Origin of the sequence: Rhizobium sp. PL01 (assembly GCF_033447125.1) — a bacterium.
GTDB lineage: Bacteria > Pseudomonadota > Alphaproteobacteria > Rhizobiales > Rhizobiaceae > Pararhizobium.
Genome location: NZ_JAWQUM010000007.1, coordinates 126,647 through 145,619 on the forward strand (window position 1 = coordinate 126,647; position 18,973 = coordinate 145,619).

General features: G+C 57.7%; 12 protein-coding genes. 9 read left to right on the top strand and 3 right to left on the bottom strand.

What is annotated here, in order from left to right; translation table 11 throughout:
• Positions 1-379 precede the first annotated feature (379 nt).
• The 4 genes from R6X40_RS17675 to R6X40_RS17690 all read left to right on the top strand — a co-directional run bounded on the left by R6X40_RS17675 (position 380) and on the right by R6X40_RS17690 (position 7,782).
• Positions 380-1,600 carry an MFS transporter gene (locus R6X40_RS17675; protein ID WP_318415114.1) on the top strand — a complete coding sequence of 407 codons (1,221 nt, stop codon included), beginning with the start codon at positions 380-382 and terminating at the stop codon, positions 1,598-1,600.
• Between the two features lie 377 nt (positions 1,601-1,977).
• Positions 1,978-5,106 carry a response regulator gene (locus tag R6X40_RS17680; RefSeq protein WP_318415115.1) on the top strand — a complete coding sequence of 1,043 codons (3,129 nt, stop codon included), beginning with the start codon at positions 1,978-1,980 and terminating at the stop codon, positions 5,104-5,106.
• The gene (locus R6X40_RS17685) at positions 5,103-5,978 is read left to right on the top strand and encodes a protein-glutamate O-methyltransferase CheR (RefSeq protein ID WP_318415116.1); all 876 of its coding nucleotides are present in this window, start codon (positions 5,103-5,105) and stop codon (positions 5,976-5,978) included. Before R6X40_RS17680 ends, R6X40_RS17685 begins: the two co-directional genes overlap by 4 nt.
• The gene (locus R6X40_RS17690) at positions 5,965-7,782 is read left to right on the top strand and encodes a response regulator (RefSeq protein ID WP_318415117.1); all 1,818 of its coding nucleotides are present in this window, start codon (positions 5,965-5,967) and stop codon (positions 7,780-7,782) included. Before R6X40_RS17685 ends, R6X40_RS17690 begins: the two co-directional genes overlap by 14 nt.
• Positions 7,783-7,999: 217 nt before the next feature.
• Here the strand turns inward: R6X40_RS17690 and R6X40_RS17695 are convergent, their stop codons facing one another.
• Together R6X40_RS17695 and R6X40_RS17700 are read right to left on the bottom strand one after the other, a co-directional pair.
• A complete protein-coding gene (locus tag R6X40_RS17695; RefSeq protein WP_318415118.1) occupies positions 8,000-8,446 on the bottom strand; it encodes a PRC-barrel domain-containing protein in 447 nt (148 codons plus the stop codon).
• A 588-nt stretch (positions 8,447-9,034) separates the two neighbouring features.
• The gene (locus tag R6X40_RS17700) at positions 9,035-9,331 is read right to left on the bottom strand and encodes a PRC-barrel domain-containing protein (protein ID WP_318415119.1); all 297 of its coding nucleotides are present in this window, start codon (positions 9,329-9,331) and stop codon (positions 9,035-9,037) included.
• A 245-nt stretch (positions 9,332-9,576) separates the two neighbouring features.
• Here R6X40_RS17700 and R6X40_RS17705 point away from each other — a divergent pair, with 245 nt between their 5' ends.
• The 4 genes from R6X40_RS17705 to R6X40_RS17720 all read left to right on the top strand — a co-directional run bounded on the left by R6X40_RS17705 (position 9,577) and on the right by R6X40_RS17720 (position 15,236).
• The gene (locus R6X40_RS17705) at positions 9,577-9,993 is read left to right on the top strand and encodes a hypothetical protein (RefSeq protein WP_318415120.1); all 417 of its coding nucleotides are present in this window, start codon (positions 9,577-9,579) and stop codon (positions 9,991-9,993) included.
• Between the two features lie 1,112 nt (positions 9,994-11,105).
• Positions 11,106-11,762: an ABC transporter ATP-binding protein gene (locus R6X40_RS17710; RefSeq protein WP_318415301.1), complete on the top strand. Its 657-nt coding sequence runs from the start codon at positions 11,106-11,108 to the stop codon at positions 11,760-11,762.
• Positions 11,762-14,173 (top strand): ABC transporter permease, encoded by a 2,412-nt coding sequence (locus R6X40_RS17715; protein ID WP_318415122.1) that lies wholly within the window; start codon positions 11,762-11,764, stop codon positions 14,171-14,173. Before R6X40_RS17710 ends, R6X40_RS17715 begins: the two co-directional genes overlap by 1 nt.
• Positions 14,163-15,236 (top strand): lipocalin-like domain-containing protein, encoded by a 1,074-nt coding sequence (locus R6X40_RS17720; protein WP_318415124.1) that lies wholly within the window; start codon positions 14,163-14,165, stop codon positions 15,234-15,236. Before R6X40_RS17715 ends, R6X40_RS17720 begins: the two co-directional genes overlap by 11 nt.
• A 522-nt stretch (positions 15,237-15,758) precedes the next feature.
• Here R6X40_RS17720 and R6X40_RS17725 read toward each other — a convergent pair.
• Complete coding sequence (locus tag R6X40_RS17725; protein ID WP_318415126.1) at positions 15,759-17,234, bottom strand: amidohydrolase family protein; 1,476 nt, start codon at positions 17,232-17,234, stop codon at positions 15,759-15,761.
• Positions 17,235-17,403: 169 nt separating this feature from the next.
• Between R6X40_RS17725 and R6X40_RS17730 the strand changes: the two genes are divergently transcribed.
• On the top strand, positions 17,404-18,969 hold the full coding sequence (locus tag R6X40_RS17730; RefSeq protein ID WP_318415128.1) for an ABC transporter substrate-binding protein: 1,566 nt from the start codon (positions 17,404-17,406) through the stop codon (positions 18,967-18,969).
• Positions 18,970-18,973 lie beyond the last annotated feature (4 nt).

Consider the following 18,973-nt stretch of genomic DNA (forward strand, 5'->3'; position numbering starts at 1 on the left):
TCCTGCCGTTCCTAGGCTCCGGGTCAACATCTATGGACGCAGCCGATTGTTCCGACAATCTAGCGATTTTGGCAGCTTGACCCACCCGCTGAACGACGTACGAGATAGGAATAAGCGCGGCCAGAATGCGACCGCCACTCCAGATATCGATCAACTCGAGGAGGTTTGTGTGTTGACTGGCAGAGGCACTGAGCCCTCGTCTTGCCAGCCAGAGATGCAGCCGCTCAGTCGGCTTTTCTGTTCCGCAGGACCGATGATGCCGCAATCTGACCGACACTGTTAATTGCAACGAAAAGGCATGTGAAATGTCTTCGTTGGCGCCGCCCTAATACTTACTGAAGTTGTTCCGCGACGTTCTGCAAGGAAGGTAAGTGGCGAGATGGGCGACAAAAAAACCAACCCCCATGCTGCCGTGTTTCTCGTTATCGGGGCGGGCCTCGTCACGATTGCCCGTGCGATGACGTTATCTTTTCTCGCAATAAAACTGCAAGAGACCTTCGGCCTTGGCCCGGCAATGATCGGCTTTCTGTTGGGCCTTGGCCCTTTGATTGGAGCTGTGACAGCGCCACTGGCAGGATCGATTTCGGACAGAGTTGGGCGCAGGGTTGTGCTTTCGCTAACCTTAGTTTGGATGGCGTTTGCCATGATTGGCATGGGGCTGGCCGAAACGGTGTTCGCGTTTTGCCTCGCGCAAAGCGCAGCCTCTGTCGCGATCTCGATTTACGGACCGATCTCGCGGGCGCTGATGAGCGACATTTGCGCCAAACCCGAGCGACTTAAATACTTCTCCTGGCGTTATACAGCCTCGAATGTCGGATGGGCCATTGGTCCGTTGATCGGTGTTTTGGCTGGCATTGCCTCGACCGGCCTCTTCATAACTGCTGGAACGGTTTACGCGGCGCTTGCAATCGCGTTGCAGTTTTTGAAGCTACCGCCGCGCCAACACGCCGATTGTCGAGCATCAGAGCAAGCGTCTCTGATCAAAAGCCTCGTCGCCGCGATGAGTGACCCACAATTGATCTATTTCGTTGGTGCCAGCACGTTGCTGATTGCCGTGTATGGTCAATGGACCTCTACGCTAGCTCCCTACCTAACGCAATCTATAGCGGGGGGCGCGGAAATTTTCGCCTACCTCGTGTCGATAAACGGAGTTGTTGTCCTGACCGGAAACCCGATCGCGCGGCGGTTTATTGAAAGCGCCGGCCCATTGCGCGCGCTTTGGGTCGGCTGCGTTCTTCTCGGTTTTGGCCAAGTGGGTTTCATGGTGTCCACGGGATTGCCAGAGTTCGCCCTCTCGATGGTCGTCTTCACAGCGGGCGAGATCCTCGTCGTGCCTTCAGAATACACCCTGGTTGATCGCATCTCGAATGTGCAGAACCGGGGCAGCTATTTTGGTGCGCATTCGCTCTCGACAGTCGGCGGTTTCCTTGGGCCGACCGTTGGCGGCGTCACACTCGGCATTTTTGGTGGCCCCGCCATGTTTCTCATGTTTGCAGGCTCTGCGGCCTTCGGCGCGTTGCTCTTTATTTTGGGAACACAAATCCAACCGCCGGGCGCTAAGGGTCGCAATGTGTCGCGGTCAGGGACTCATGACTGTTGAAAGACTAGTGAGGACCGAACGACATTCATCCACCTTCCCAAATGTGACGGTTGATGCAAACTCCGCAAGCGTTCGCGAACGAAGTCCAAAGCATAATCGCGGACACGATCGGCATCAAGTAACTCACTTGAAGACAGAAACCGCAGGCAGGGGCCGGTCCGGCATTGGTTCGGCTGGCCGAAACGGACCCCACCCTTTGTTGCCCCTCAACATCTCAAGGTGGCGCGGTGTCCCCGCCCCAGTCGTTGGAAAGCGATTGCGTTGACCCTTTGCATTTCGTAGCAGCAACAACTTCTTGCTGATCACTGGACGATACCGAACTGCTGACCTATCTGGTGACCGTCCGCAATACCGCCGATCGGGGTCCCATCACCATCATGACTGTTGCATTCGAAGAAAAGCTCGCGCCATGGCTTTACGCCCTGCTGGCGATCCTGGTAGCCGCTCCTTTTGTAGCTGATCTGCTTTTACCACTTGGAACGGCCGTATGGGTCGTTTATCTCCTCGCCATCGCATGTTCCTATCTCGCCGCGCGGCCCGCTGTGCCGCTTGCGATTGCAGCCGTCGCAACTGTGCTGATCGTCATCGGCTATTTCTTCGCTCCGGCGGGTGTCAGCGAAGAGCTGGCGCGGATCAACCGGACCTTGTGTGTGATCACCGCATGGATCATTGCGACAACAGGGTATCTGTTCATTCAGAACAAGCTGGCGATCCGCCGGCAGGAATGGTTGCAACTCGGTGAGATGGGCCTCGCCGGGGAAGTTGCAGGCGACCAATCGGTCGAGCAGGTGACAGACAAGATTCTCATCTTCCTGACGCGGTATCTCGGCGCGGCCAGTGGTGCATTTTTTGTCAGTCGCGACGGAAAATTCGAGCGTGCCGCGTCCTACGGCATTCCGAATGATGCGCCAGTGCCTATGCAATTCACCATCGGCGACGGCCTTTTGGGCCAGGTTGCGAAAGATGGCAAACTGATCTCGCTAAGCGAGGTACCGGACGACTACATCTATGTCGGCTCATCGCTTGGCAAGGCACTGCCGCGGCACCTGGTCATGGCGGCAGCCGTCAATGACGGCGTCGTCCAGGGCGTTCTCGAACTCGGCTATCTGGCACCGGCTCATGCCGACCATTCCGAGTTGCTCGATAGGGTATCCGCCGCCATGGCGGTCGCCTTGCGCTCTGCCGATTACCGGCAAACGTTGCGGCGGTTGCTTGATGAGACACAACAACAGGCGGCGGAGCTGCAGGCGCAGAGCGATGAGCTGCATGCCTCCAATGACGAGCTTGCAGCGCAGAGCCAATCACTGCAGCTTTCGCAGGAAAGGCTTGAGCTGCAACAGGCAGAGCTTGAGCAGAACAATGCCCAGCTCGAGGCGCAGACCCAGGAGCTTGAAGCGCAACGCGACGATCTGACCCGCACGCAATTGACGCTGCAGCAACAGGCCCGGGACCTGGAGCAGGCGAGCCGCTACAAGTCGGAATTTCTGTCCAACATGTCGCATGAATTGAGGACGCCGCTCAATTCATTGCTGATCCTGTCGCAGCTTCTGGCTGAGAACAAGGGCGGCAACCTGAGCGCGGAGCAGGTGAAGTTTGCAAAAACCATCGGCTCTTCCGGCAATGATCTGCTGACCCTCATCAACGACATCCTGGACATCTCCAAAATCGAGGCTGGACAGGTCGAAGTGCAGTTTCAGACAACCGGCATCATGGACGTGATCGGCAAGCTGAAGAACACGTTCGAACCTGCGATCGAACAGAAAGGGCTCACGTTTCGGATCGAGACTGCTGGAGATCTTCCCGCTTCGATCGTCACCGATAGTCTTCGGCTGGAGCAGGTCCTCAAAAACTTCCTGTCGAATGCTGTCAAGTTTACCCATGCCGGCGAAATCGGCCTTATGGTGGAGCGAGCAGGCCAGACCCAGATCGTCTTTACGGTTCGTGACAGCGGTATCGGCATTTCGACAAGTCAACTGCAGGCTATCTTCGAACCGTTCCGGCAGGCCGATGGAACGATCAGCCGCAAATATGGCGGCACTGGGCTTGGGCTTTCGATTTCCCGCGAGCTGAGCGGACTGCTCGGCGGCGAGATCAAGGTTAGCAGCAAGGAAGGAGAGGGGAGCGCGTTCTCGGTCATCCTCCCACTCGCACACGATCCTGCAACCGTTGCCCCTGTGCGGACTTTTGACAGACAGGCAACGGTGAGCCTCAATCGGGCAACGGCCGCAAGGGCTCTCGAAAAGTCAGGTACAGCGCTATCAGCGCCCGTGCCGACCCCGATTATCCCTGATGATCGCACTATGCTCACCGCTGGCAGCAGGCTTCTGCTTGCCGTCGAGGATGACGTGCATTTCGCGCAAATTCTTCTCGATCTGGCGCATGAGCTTGGCTTGCAATGTATTATCGCTGGCACGGCGGACGATGGCGTCAGCATGGCCAGGCAATATCTGCCGAATGCAATCGTTCTCGATATAGGTCTTCCGGATCACACCGGGCTCTTCGTCCTCGACCGGCTGAAACACGATTTGCGCACGCGCCATATCCCGATCCATGTTGTCTCTGCCGGTGACTATGTGCGCAAGGCACGCGCACTGGGTGCCGCCGGCTTTACGCTGAAACCCGTCAAGCGCGAGGAGCTTGCCCATGCACTTGAGGGCTTGGAAAACAACCTGTCCGAGCCCGTCCGGCGCGTCCTCGTGGTGGAAGACGATGCCACCCAGCTGGAAAGTGTCCGGTTGTTGCTCGGGTCACGCAATGTCAGCACAGTGGGTGCAGCCACGGCTGCCGAATGTGTTGATCGGCTAAGACAGGAGGCTTTTGATTGCATGGTGCTCGACCTCACGCTGCCCGACGCCTCCGGCCTGGACGTGTTGGACCATCTGAGCCTGGACAGTTCCGTGGCCGTCCCTCCGGTGATCGTCTACACTGGACGGGATCTGTCGGCCGACGACGAATTGCGCCTGCGAAAATATGCCAAGTCGATCATCATCAAGGGTGCCAAATCGCCCGAAAGACTGCTGGACGAGGTGACCTTGTTCCTGCATCAGGTGGTTTCGACGCTGCCTGATCAACAGCAGGAAATGCTCGTCAAATCACTCAACCGGGATGAAGCTGTTCAGGGCAGGCGGATCCTGATCGTCGAAGACGATGTCCGCAACGTCTACGCGTTGACCAGCATATTCGAGACCCATGGCGCGCTTGTCACGATCGCCCGAAACGGCCTTGAGGCGCTGAAGATCATCGACCAGAGAATGGCCGATGGTCCCTCACTGCCCTTCGACCTCGTCCTGATGGATGTGATGATGCCGGAGATGGACGGATTGACAGCGACGCGCGAAATCCGCAACCGCGCAAGGCTCAACAGCTTGCCGATCATCATGCTAACGGCCAAGGCCATGCCGCAGGATCAGGAAAACTGCCTTGCCGCCGGGGCCAACGATTATCTCGCCAAACCACTTGATGTCGATAAGCTGCTTTCGCTGGTGCGCGTCTGGATGTCGCGATGAGCGATCTTCCTCCAGTGCACCGGCCAGTTGACGAGATCGAACTGAGCCTCCTGCTTGAAGCGGTCTATCAAAAAAGCCACTATGACTTCCGTGGCTATTCACAAGCATCCCTTGCCCGGCGCATGGAGCAGGCACGCCAGCATTTCGGCTGCGACAGTCTTTCGATGTTGCAGCATCTGGTTCTGCACCAGCCGGCGATATTTCGGGAATTGCTCAATTTTCTGACCATCCAGGTCAGCGAGCTGTTTCGCGACCCAACCTACTACAAGGCCCTGCGCGAACAGGTTGTGCCACATCTGAGGACGTATCCGTCGCTCAAGGTCTGGGTCGCGGGATGCAGCGACGGCGAGGAGCTCTATTCTCTTGCCATCCTTTTTCGCGAAGAAGGGCTTGAGGCACGAACGATATTCTACGCAACAGATATCAACCCGGCTGCCTTGCAAAAAGCCGAAGCCGGAATCTATTCGGTCGAGCGCCTGCCGCAATTCACGGCAAACCACCAAGCGTCGGGCGGACGCTCCTCGCTGTCCGATTACTATACGGCGGCCTATGGTTCTGCGATCTTCGATAAATCGCTCCGCGCCAGAACTGTTTTTTCGCAGCATAGTCTCGTTACGGACCAAGTTTTTGCCGAAATGCACCTGATCTCCTGCAGAAACGTGCTGATTTATTTCGACAGGGAGTTGCAGAATCGGGCAATCGGCCTATTTGAGCATTCGCTTGTTCGAGGCGGCTTTCTCGGACTTGGTCTTCAGGAAACAATCGATTTTTCCGCTCACAAAGAAGGTTTCGATGCATTCGTCAGAAGCGAGAGGGTCTATCGCAAGCTTACGCGCCCGGCCGGGACAGGAGCCGCCAATGGTCTCGCGTGACACTGTGAAGTTTCTGCTTGTCGATGACCTCGACGAGAACCTGGTGGCGCTCGAGGCGCTGCTTCGGCGCGATGGCCTGGAACTGATCAAGGCGAAATCCGGTGCTGAAGCACTGGAGATGCTGCTCGTCAACGACATCGCGCTGGCACTGCTCGACGTGCAAATGCCGGGAATGGACGGATTTGAGCTGGCAGAATTGATGCGCGGGCTTGAACGAACCCGCCGCGTCCCGATCATTTTCGTAACTGCCCTATCAGCTGACGAGACCCGCCGCTTTCGCGGCTACGAGACCGGAGCGGTCGACTATCTGCAAAAGCCGATCGATCCTCAGGTCCTGGCCAACAAGGCGGGTGTATTTTTCGAGTTGGCGCGCCAGCGCCAGGAGTTGCGTGACAATGCCGCCAAGCTGCAGGAAGCATTGGACCAGGCACAAGCACACGCCGATAATTCTCCCCTTGCCTTGGTGCAGTTCGATAGCGCCTTTAGGATCACATCCTGGTCAGACGGCGCCCGCAAGCTGTTCGGATGGCACCCCCACGAGGTTCTTGGGCGCAGTTACAAGGATATCGACTGGCTGCGCGATACGGAATCAGATCGCTTCGATGCGACGGCTGCACCGCTCCTTCAAGGACAAGGCGCTGGCCGGGATATATGCGAACTGACATCCTACGCGCAGGATGGCACGTGTGTCTTCGCAGAGTGGTATGTGTCCGCGTTGTTCGACAGGTTTGGAAAGCTCTCCTCCCTCAGCGCTCAGATACTCGATATCACCGAGCGCAAGCGCGCCGAGGAAACGCAGCGGCTTCTGGTCGGCGAACTCAACCATCGCGTCAAGAACACATTGGCGACCGTCCAGGCGGTAGCCACCCAGACACTCCGGCATTCATCCGATGCGGCTACATTCGCAAAGACTTTCGGGGGACGAATTCAGTCCCTGGCAAAGGCCCATTCACTGCTCAGCGACGCAACGTGGAGCGGAGCCTGCGTTGCAAAGATAATCTCCGATCAGCTTGAGCTCGGCACGCTCGATTGTTCCCGGTTTCGCGCATCCGGCCCGGCTATCCAACTGAAGCCACAATCCGCCTTGCATCTTGCAATGATCGTTCACGAACTTGCCACCAATGCCGGCAAATATGGTGCGCATTCGACGCCGAGCGGCTTCGTTGATGTCGAGTGGACCGTACACGGCACTGTTTTACAGCTCTGTTGGAAGGAGCTCGGCGGGCCTGCCATCGATCCGGAACGGCCGAGGGGCTTCGGAACGAGGATGATCGAGCAGAGCGCAAAAGCGGAGGGCGGGCAGGCCACGATGCACGCGGGTTCGGATGGCCTGGCGTGGACGATCACCATGGAAATGGGATCCGTGATAGCGTTCGATGTGGCCAAAGCCCGCAATGCATTGCCACGCTCGGCACTTAGGGCGCCTCCGGTGCTGCAGTACCGCAACAGCGTGACCAAGCGGTTGCTCATTATCGAAGACGAACCGCTGGTCGCACTCGACATTGCCGACGTGCTTGAGAATGCAAAATTTGAAGTGGTTGGTACGGCAACGAGCGTGGAAGAAGCAATCCACATGATAGCCAACAACCAGCTTGATTGTGTTTTACTGGACGGAAACCTGCGCGGCGAACCGGTCGATGCGGTTGCGGGACTGCTTGAGCAAAAGGGTGTGCCGTTCATGTTCGTCAGCGGTTATGGGAAGGACAGCTTGCCGGAGACATCTGGTAATGTTGCGGTCCTGATGAAGCCATTCAACCCGGACCAATTGATCGCCGCAGTAGAGGCGTTGATCTCATCACCGTGAGGTCTGTGGACCAAGAGCCATGAAAAACGTGGCGCGGAGACAAGCCTGATGTCCCGCCATTATCGCAAGCATCCATGTTTAGCAGGAAAAGAAGCGGTTCACTGCGAGCTTAAAGACCATCGCACCACGCCATACCAAAAGCCTCTCTGGACCCCCGGATCGGCAACGACGAAGGGCCAGCTTTGACGCTGGCCCTGGAGTTCAATGGATCAAAACGTTACTTTTTGAATTTGGAGTAATCGAGCTTAGGGGCATTGGACAGGTCGTCCTTTGTCGTGTCGACATAAGCCTTCCAGGTTCCGTCATCTTCTGCCAGTGCAATCGATGCGGGATCAAGAACGACGTAGCTGTCGCCCATTCCAAGGAAGCCGCCGACACTCGCAACGATGCCAATCACCGATTTTCCGTCGCCGATGACAACGTCGGCAATCTCGCCGATGTCTTCATCCTGCTTGTTATAAATGTCGATGCCAATAAGCTTCGACGTGACCAGATCATTGTCCTGGATGTTGACATACTTGAGTGGGATCGTCGCGACCTTACCCATCGTGATGCCCGGACCGGAGAGAGCCGCATCTGCCCCAGTTGCAGCGGCGGTCTGCGCAAAGGCCGCACCGGACATGAGCGACAGTGCCACACCGGCAATGATTGGATTGAATTTCATAATATTCTCCTGAATTGTATCCGGCGGTGGAAGGCGCCGCCGCAGTTGCGGACACATAACCCTCTCAGCGGCCAAAGGTTCCAGACCCGATTTGCGATACTGGAGCACGAGCCGGACGTGCCGCCGATGGATGACGCAAAAGTCCCGGCACATGCCGCAATACCGTCGGTGGGATTCTGGCGTAACCGTAATTGGCCTGAAAAGGCCGTCAAAACGAAGCACTCTTAGACATTTATGAAAATGAGAATCTGAATTCTTCTATCAAGAATGCGAGTGAAAGGAAGCGCTTGGAATGATTTCCTCGTTTTTTGGTTCAAAAGAAGAACGGCGACGAGACCGAACATCATCCTGAGAGTATTAGGTTCCTTGAACAGTCACGTTGAAGTCCGCGGCCGGGTGACGTTTTGCCGGGTGACGTCTTGCAAGAGACGCAGACGGGATAAACGCTGCGTCGCGCTTTTATTCGCGCCTCTCATTCCCACTGGGAATTTGTCGTGCACTTTGACAAATCGTTTGCTGTTTTCGACGGCCGGATTACGCCCGGCCGAGCTGTAAAAAAAAGCCCGGCACAATGGCCGGGCTTTAACTTTAGTGGTGATGCTCGGGCATCTCCTTCAGTTGATCCTTCGTCCAGGTCGTCACGGCATGGACGTCGCCGTCTTCGTCCCGCATGAATTCGAGGTCGGTGAGCGGCACGCCGACCGGCTTTGCTCCGATTCCGAGAAAACCGCCGACATCGATCACCGCTGTGCTGCCAGTACCTGCACCGTGAATATGATCCAGCTTGCCTACCTTGTGGTCATCTGCGCCATAAATCGTCGCCCCTTCCAGGACGGAAGGCGTGAGTTCGGAAGATTCAAGGCGAACGTGATTGGTATGATCCATTTTCTACTCCTCGGGTGGGTTGAACTCAACTAACCCGAATCCAGATTATTTGTTCCCGCGCCGTCGCCCTGATGAGGACATTTCCTGCGAGAAGCTTTGCAGTTCGGTGACCAGCACCGTTGGTGTCGGCCGGGTTGGACTGTGGCGCCTTATATCGGTGCGGTAGGGTCATCAGGCGAACGATCCAGCCGCAAGTATCTCAATCGACATGGCTTTTCGGAATTTTACATGAACGAGGGGTTCATATGGCGTTCATGGTGGAACGTGCAGGGTCCATCGAAACGTTAAAAGGATGGATCATGAATAGAATTGTTTCAGCATTGAGCGGAGCCGCCATAGCGGTGGTTGTTGGATTGACATCATTTAATCCGGCGTCCGCTGGGCCGGTGGCGCGGGCACAGGTCACCTCAGATGTGCAACTCGCTCAGTATCGTCACCGCGACGACGATCAGCCTCGTTGGCGGGACCGTCAATATGACCGCCAGGACCGCGCGGGGCGTCATAGTAATCGCTACGATCGCGATAGGAGGGATTACCGTCGGGATGACCGCCGCGGATACTGGAATGGTCATCGTGGCTACCGCGAGCATCGCCGTGGGTACCGGCGCCACAGCGACGGCTACTACTACGCTCCGTCCGTCTTTGAACTCTTCCTTCGATAACAACAAAAAGCCGTCACCCCTCGGTGACGGCTTTTTGCCAGGTTGTGCCTGTGGCGGTGATGTTGAGTGTACTGCGGTTTTTAAGCACTGCAGGCCGGCAAAGACGGATCGGTTGCAAGCCAACGCACAGCTCACCGGAGGACGGCGACAGTTGACGACGTTGTCGCAAGCTGGCGCGCCCTCCGGCCGGCGGGTTCGTCATTGCCTTCTCGAGCAAATATTCGACTATCAAATCTCGCGCGGGTTCGAGTCGGCGCGGGAAAGTTCTCGTAATCTCTGACATCATTTGGGAAAGAATAGCTTCACCCGTTGTCCCCGAAGCAAGCGAAGCGGACAGCCTGTCATCAGGAGACGTCGTTAACGTCCTGACGTCACTGGACACATCGACAAAGCCCGGCGCGTTCGGCGCGCGTTTCCTATATCTCTGCCAAAACAAGTTTTTTGGAAAGAACGGGACTGAACTTGACTGCTATGCCGAGATCGTCGATTTCGTCCGAGCATATGCGGCCGACCCGCAGGCAGATTTCAGGGAGCTCTTCCTGCGTCTGACCTCTACGAACCATGCCATTGGACCCTTATGTCGGTGCGGGTCGCGGGCGGTTGTCGCCGGTCTTCGACGTCAATCCTGCGCCTGATTGTCATCGTCATCTTGAAACTGCGATCATGTAGTGGCGGTCACGCGCGATCCATCAGTATGCCCCTTGAGGCGGGCGGGTTTTTCGAGATCGGCGCAGAGAAAGCCGGCATTCTGATCAGGCCAACATCGAACAGGATATCAAATGGCATTGAGCGTTCCGGTCCAGCGGTGTCACTGGCAATCTTGCGCGCAACGGCGAGCCTGTCTTCCTCAACGAGGAAACGGAGATCACACGTGGTCTTGAACAGGTCATAGGTGACGCGCAAATGGGGATGTTATCTCAAATATAGAGATATAGCGCTGCCAATTGCAGCGACGCGGTCCGTTTCGCAACCCTACAATTTATCCAAGCGTCTTGGCGAAAGCGGTGTTCCTCAGGCGCCATTTGGCTGCAGGAAATTGCAGCCCGCACAGGTTACAAAACAGACCATTGTGCCTACATAGTCCAATGCCCTCATCGAACAATTCGAGCTCCATCATGCTCTCCCTTCGAAACGTCAGCAAATCCTACATCACCGCCGAGGGGCGGCTTGAGATATTGAAGAGCATCGACTTTGACCTCGACGCTGGCGAAAGTGTCGCGCTGACCGGAGAATCTGGCAGCGGTAAGAGTACCCTGCTTCATCTCGCAGGCGGACTTGATGATCCCGATGCGGGTCAAATTCTTTGTGCCGGGGACGATATTGCTGCTCTTGATGACCGGGGAAGGGCAGAATATCGCCGCCTTTCCGTGGGACTGGTGTTCCAGCAGTTCAATCTGATCCCATCGCTCGACGTTGCGGCCAATATTTCTTTTCACGCCAAACTTGCCCGCCGCCACGACCGGGAATGGGAACGGCAACTGGTGGAGCGGCTTGGGATCGACATGCTCTTGGCCCGATATCCCGAGCAACTTTCGGGGGGCCAGCAGCAGAGGGTGGCAATCGGCAGAACACTGGCCGCGCGGCCAAAGCTCTTTCTTGCCGACGAGCCAACCGGTAATCTCGATGAGGAAACGGGGGACGCCGTGCTTGATATTATGCTGTCGCTGACCAAGACAGCGGGCGCTGCACTTTTGATGGTAACCCATTCCTCCCGCCTGGCGCGAAAGCTTGACCGGACTGTGCACTTACACGCGGGAAAGATCACCTGATGCTCTGGACCGCCGGACTGGCTCTCCTATCGCACTGGAGGCGGCGTCCTCTGCAACTCGCGACCCTCATTCTCGGCCTCTCCCTGGCAACGGCCCTTTTCTCGGGTGTCCAGGCAATCAATGCGGAGGCGCGCGCAAGTTACGCGCGTGCCGCCTCGGTGCTTGATCAGAGCGCGCTGACGCAATTGGTGTCGCGCAACGGCAGTTCAATTGAGCAAAGCAGCTATGCCAGATTGAGACGGGCAGGCTGGGATGTCTCGCCTGTCATCGAAGGCGATTATCGTTTCGGCAATACGCGGTTGCGCCTGATCGGTGTTGATCCCCTGACGATGCCGGCGAAGGGAAGTGGTGCTGGCTCCGTTGGCCCGAAGGATCTTGCCGCTTTCCTCTCGCGGCCGGGCGTCCTGATGGTCTCCCCAGCCACGGCCCTTAAGCTTGAGGGACATACCGTGATGCAGATCAAGATTTTGCCCGACATGCCGGACGGAGCAGCCTTTACCGATATCAGCATGGCAGACCATGTTCTGGAAAAGCATGGTGGACTGAGCCGGCTTGTGGTTGCGCAGGTCCAGCGGCCGGACCTCCCTTCGCTCGTCACGCTCGCGCCCGATCTCGTCGTCAAGCCGGCAGGCGAACAGACGGACATCGCCCAACTGACTGACAGCTTCCACTTGAACCTGAGCGCGTTTGGCTTCCTCGCCTTTGCCGTCGGCCTGTTCATCGTCTATGCCACTATTGGTCTTGCCTTCGAGCAGCGCAGGGCAACATTCAGGACATTGCGCTCGCTGGGCTTGTCGCTGTCCTCGCTGACGCTGCTTTTGATGACGGAATTGCTGGTCTTGTCCTTTCTCGCCGGGATTGTCGGGGTGGTGATTGGATATGGCGTCGCATCCCTGTTGCTGCCAGGTGTGGCAGCGACCCTGCAAGGCCTCTATGGGGCGAGTGTTCCGGGCACGCTGACCGTGCGACCAGAATGGTGGGCAACTGGTCTTGGTATCGCAATTGCCGGAACGATGGGTTCGTCGGCTCAAAGTCTATGGCGCGTCCGGAATATGCCGCTTTTGATGGCAGCACAGCCACGCGCCTGGGTGCGGGCGACGGCGACGGGCATCAGGTTGCAGCTCCTGGCCGGACTGGCGTTGCTGACCTTGTCGGGCGTGCTGGCCAGTTTTGGACATGGGCTGGTGGCCGGCTTGGCTGTTCTCGGTTCCTTACTGCTCGGGTCGGCGCTGCTGTTGCCGGGCGTCCTGTCGGCATGCCTGGCGTTCCTGCAGAAGCGCTCATCGCGCGCGCTCGCCGTCTGGTTCTGGGCCGATACGCGACAGCAGTTACCCGGGCTCAGCCTGGCCCTGATGGCGCTGCTTCTTGCACTGGCTGCCAATGTCGGTGTTGGTACAATGGTCTCAAGCTTCCGGCTGACATTTATCGGCTGGCTCGATCAGAGGCTTGCCGCTGAACTGTATGTCACCGCGCGCGACGAGAATGAAGCGTCAAGGCTGCGGGCATGGCTGCCGGCCCATTCCACCGCCGTGCTACCGATCTGGAGCGTCGAGGGCGATGTGCTCGGAGACAGGCTGCAGATATTTGGCGCTTCTGCCAAGGATCCGACCTATCGCGAACACTGGCCGCTCCTGTCTGGTACAGTTGACGTGTGGGATCGCGTTGCAGCCGGGCAGGGCGTGCTTATCAACGAACAGCTTTGGCGCCGCAAAGGCCTGAGCCTTGGAAGCGATCTTGCTTTGCCCGGCAATTGGGTCCTGCCGATCGTCGGTGTCTATTCCGATTATGGTAATCCCAAAAAACAAGTTATTGTCGGCATCGACGCGCTGACATCCCATTATCCGGACGTTGCGAAACTGCGATATGGCGTGCGCATTTCACCGGCCGATGCGCCGGGGCTCAAGGATCGCCTGAGCTCCGAATTTGGCCTGCCACTTGGAAACGTCATTGACCAGGCCTCGCTGAAACGGCAATCACGCGCGGTCTTCGACCAGACGTTTGCGGTGACGGGCGCGCTGAATATCTTCACGCTCGGTGTTGCGGGTTTTGCGATGTTCGCAAGCCTGTTGACCCTGTCTTCCGTCCGGCTGCCGCAACTCGCACCCGTATGGGCCATGGGCGTGAGGCGCCGTGATCTCGTCGTCCTGGAGGTGCTGCGAACGCTGGCGTTGTGGGTGGCAACCTTTGTCACTGCGGTCCCTGTCGGATTGGCGCTGGCCTGGGTGCTGTTATCGATCGTCAACGTCGCGGCTTTCGGGTGGCGCTTGCCGATGCGGATTTTTCCGATGGACTTGGCTGTTCTCGCCCTGGTGGCTCTTGCTGCATCTGGCGTATCTATCTTCATCCCGCTGCGAAGATTGGCGACACTTCGTCCGGCGGACCTTCTCGGGGTCTTTGCAAATGAACGTTAGATATGTGCTGGCCCTTCTCCTCAGTATCAGTTGGCCATGGGCTCATCCGGTAGAGGCCACCGCCCAAGGGTTCGCTGGGCTGGGCTCCACCGCAGATGGATTCGCGATCCCCTCTCGGGACGTGCAACTCCGGTTTCCCCTCGATCACGGCGCGCATCCTGATTTTCGGATCGAATGGTGGTACGTGACGGCAAACCTTCAAAGTGAGGCAGGAACAAAGTATGGCGTTCAGTGGACGCTCTTTCGCTCGGCTCTGGCACCAGGGACCGGGAGCGGCTGGTCTGATCCACAAATCTGGATGGGTCACGCCGGTCTCACCACGAAAGACCGGCAGTTCGTCGCGGAAAAGCTCTCACGCGACGGCGTTGGCCAGGCAGGTGCCATTGCTCAACCTTTCTCTGCGTGGATTGACGACTGGGAAATGAAGGGTATGGCCAAACCGGGAGCCGATCAACTGGATATTGTTAGCCTGCGCGCAACCGGAAGGGATTTCGGTTACGAGCTCGCGCTGAGCGCCAACGGCCCACTCGTTCTCCAGGGCGAACAAGGCTACTCCATCAAATCGGCGAGTGCACAGGCGAGCTTCTACTACTCGCAGCCCTTCTACGATGTCTCAGGCTCGATTGACGCTGATGGAAAGACCGTTCGTGTCACTGGCAAGGCATGGCTCGACCGGGAGTGGTCCTCGCAGCCCTTGGCCAGCGACCAAACCGGATGGGAGTGGTTTTCGCTCCATCTCGATTCGGGTGAGAAGGTCATGGCGTTTCGCCTCCGCAACAGCCAGAACGGATACACGTCGGTAAACTGGATTTCGGCGGATGGAACGCCAACCCCGTTGCCGCCCGGATCGCTGGAAATAACCCCTGTCCGCACGGCGCGTGTTGGAACTCGCGAGATTCCCGTCGCATGGCGCGTGCGTATTCCCCAACGCAGGTTCGATGTGACAACGGCGCCGTTGAACGACCAGGCCTGGATGGCCACCACGACACCCTATTGGGAAGGTCCGATTGCGTTCAAGGGAAGTGCCGCTGGCCGGGGATATCTTGAAATGACCGGCTATTGATAGCGCGCAAATACGGTCCATCAAATTTGGTGGACGCCGCGCTCGACACAGAACGTCCAAATGCTTCAGCGCAGAACGCTCACTCTCGAAATCTTCAGCGAAAAATGTGAATTCGTTGGTGTTGGCACCGAGGGATATACGCGGAGCTATCGTCGCTGAATCCAAAAATTGTGCCGTCAATGATCCCGGCTTGATCAAAGTCAGGTTGGGTGAACGCCGCCGACTGGTTGACGTCCGCAATTAGGGCCGAAGCGTTGATGTGACAGCAGTCTGTGTATCAATGGTCAAATCGCGATGGTCACCGCTGCCTGGCCATCATCGGCAGATGCCGTCATCATCACAATGCGGTCACCGTTCGGGTATCACTTATCTATCCCCGGTGTGAGACCCATCTTGGGCACGACGCAGAACGGTATCGGCCAATACATGCTGCAGATCGCATTAGTGGTCGCTTCGGGCCTAAGAAAACGTCGTGTCGGCTATTCTCCGGACTGCAGATTGCCGGCGCGCCACCTCACCCAATCAACAGTGCGGTGGCTGGGGCGGGATCACGGGTTCGTCGAAGGTGCGCTGCAGTTTTCCCCAGCCTGGCTCGTGCAGGTGAGCCTGCAGTCCGGCACGCGCTGCCAGTGCCAACGCTTCTTCCTGTCCAAAGGCGATGGCAGCGTCGACATCGGTTGTCAGCACCTTGCCCCCCTCCATCAGGATCTTGCCGTCGACGATGACGGTGTCGACATCGCTTCCCAAGACCTGATGAACAAGCCGGTGAACCGGCATCCACATGGGCATGAGGTGCGGTTTGCGCATGTCGATGATGGCGATGTCAGCCTTCTTGCCGGTTTCCAGGGACCCGATCTCATGTTGCATGCCGATGGCGCGGGCGGCGTCGATTGTGATCATCTCGAAGATTTTTCCCGGCGGCAGCAGGTAGCGGTCGTGATTGTGGATGAGGTGTTGCGTGAACTGGGCCAAACGCGCGGTCTGCAGCATGTCGAAATGCCGGCTCGGAGCTGCGCCATCGGTGGTGATTGCGACCTTTATACCCCTGGCCATCATTTCCATGATCGGCGTCGAGCGCCCCGGAGGCGCATGGGTGACGTGCGTGCCGGTTTCAGCAAGGATATCGATTTCCTCATGCGAGATACCCCAGCAGTGCTGCAGGTGGATATCTGGTCCAAGAAGCGCATTTTCCTTGTCCTGAAAGGCCATGCGAATCTGGCCGGCAAAGGCGTCTGAATGCAGCCTCACCCCCCATTTTCTGGCAGTTTCGCGCACACGGCGCGCCTGATACCGGTCGTTCTCGGTCAGTTTGACCGCCTGATCCGGGGACGACGCGTTCGACGGCTCAACCGATGGGACGATGGTGAAGGGGGTCAGGAAGACGTTGATACGGCCATCGGCACTGCCGTGCAGCGCCTCGATGACGGCTTCGCTGCCCTCGATCATTTCTTCGAAGTCAATGTGCCGGCGCTCGGGCTTGCCGCTTTCCCAGCGCGTCACCGGATGCGGCCAGGGCAGCCCGGAGGGGCCGACGCAAATGATTTCGCGCAGCCCGATCTCGCTATAGGCGCGGGCATGATTGATGGCGAAGATCGGATCATCGGCCCGTGGCATCGACGTAATGATGCTGGCGCCGGTCGTCACGCCGGCACGAAGCCTTTCAAGACCCGAGACAAGTCCGTCTGCATACCAGTAGTCGCGCGTGACATAATGGTAATAGGTCGGCGTGACGACGCGCATCCACATCGCATTGGTGTCGGCGGCGACACTGCGGATGAGGGCATGCCCCGCGTGACCATGGGCGTCGATCAGGCCCGGGATGATCAGCTTGCCGCGGCAGTCGATGATTGTCTTACCGGCGTGACGAGGCTCAAGTTCTTCGGCTGTGCCGATGTCGACGATCCTGTCGGCTTCAATGGCAAGGCCGCCGTCCTCGATGATGCGGCGCTCCTGATCGACCGTGACAATCGTGCCATGAAGCAGCAGATAATTTCCCATCCCGTTTTCTCCCATTTTTCACAGTCCTGCGCGGCTGTCGAAGCAGCGTGAATTTTGGCTACGATAATTGTCAACAATATCATTGACAATAGAGAGGCGTAAAACAATACTCCCTTCTGCCTGAGGGCCTGGCCATGCAGGCTCGTAAACAATCAATAAGGGGGGAAACATGTCCCGTATGAAAAGCTTCATTCTTGCCGCATTGACTGCGGCTGCCATCGCTGCGCCTGCCAGCGCAGAAACGCTTCGCTGGGGCGGTCGGGCCGATATCTTCTCGCTTGATCCCTATTCCGTTCCGTCCACGTCCAACCTCGCCTTTCTCAATCATATCTACGAGGGCCTGGTACGGTACGACGCGGACTTCAAGATCGAACCGGCGCTTGCCACCGAGTGGAAGCTGGTCGATGACAAGCATTGGCGCTTTACCCTGCGCAAGGGCGTGAAATTCCACGATGGCGCCGAATTTACGGCAGACGACGTGGTCGCTTCCTTCAAGCGCGCCTCCGACGAGACGTCGCCGCTGCGTGGCAATATCCCGTTGTTCGCCGGCGTCAGCAAAGTTGATGATTATACCGTCGATATTGAAGTGAGCGCACCGACATCGTTGTTTCTCAACGACATCACCAACATCTTCATCTTCGATGCGACATGGTTGAAGGCCAACAACAGCGAAAAGCCGACCGATTTTGCATCCAAGGTCGAAGGCTACACCACGCAGCACACCAACGGCACTGGCCCGTTCAAGCTCGAAAGCCGCGTGCCGGACAGCAAGACCGTACTCGTCGTCAATGATGGCTGGTGGGACGAAAAGAAGCACAATCTCGATCGTATCGAGTTCATGCCGATCTCATCGGCCGCGACCCGTGTTGCAGCCGTTCTCTCCGGTGAAATCGACGTGATCGATTCCGCCCCGATCCAGGATCTGCCACGCCTGGAATCCTCGCCGGGGATTACGGTGAAGAAAAGAACCGAACTGCGGACCGTGTTCGTTGCGTTCAACCGCAAGGAAAAGCTGGAGGACGGCCGCGTCAACCCGTTCAATGACCTGCGGGTGCGCCAGGCGTTCGAAGCGTCCATCGACCGCGATCTGATCAACAAGAAGGTGATGCGTGGTTTGGCGCGTCCTTCCGGCTCGCTGATCGCTCCGGAAATTTCCGGTTATGCCAAGTCGCTCGATACCTACAGCCCCGCTGATCCGGCCCGCGCCCAGCAATTGCTGGCTGACGCCGGCATGAAGGATCTCGCCTTCAGCTACATGTGCATGAACGACGAAAGCATCAACGAAGAGGATATCTGCTCCGGTATCGTCAACATGTTGAAGCGTGGCGGCTTCCAGCCGACCATGGATATCGCTCCGCGCGCCGTCCAGACACCGAAGCGCAGCAACGGCAAGGCCGACGTGTTCAACCTGAGCTGGGCAAACGAGCCGACGCTCGACGCTTACTCGCTGCTGTCGCAGGTCCTTTCGACCCGCAAGGGCGCGATGGGCGTTTCCAACTACGGCAGCTGGTCAAATCCGGACATCGACACGCTGGTCGAGCAGGCAGCTCACGAGCCAGACAACACCAAGCGTCTTGCCCTCGAAGAGGCGGCCCTGAAGATCGCCAAGGATGAGACCATGCTCATTCCTCTGCATCAGCAGCCGATCGCCTGGGCTATGCTGAGCACGGTCAAGAGTGTCGATTTCCGCGCCGACAACAAGCCGCGCCACTGGCATACCATGATGGGCAAATAATCGT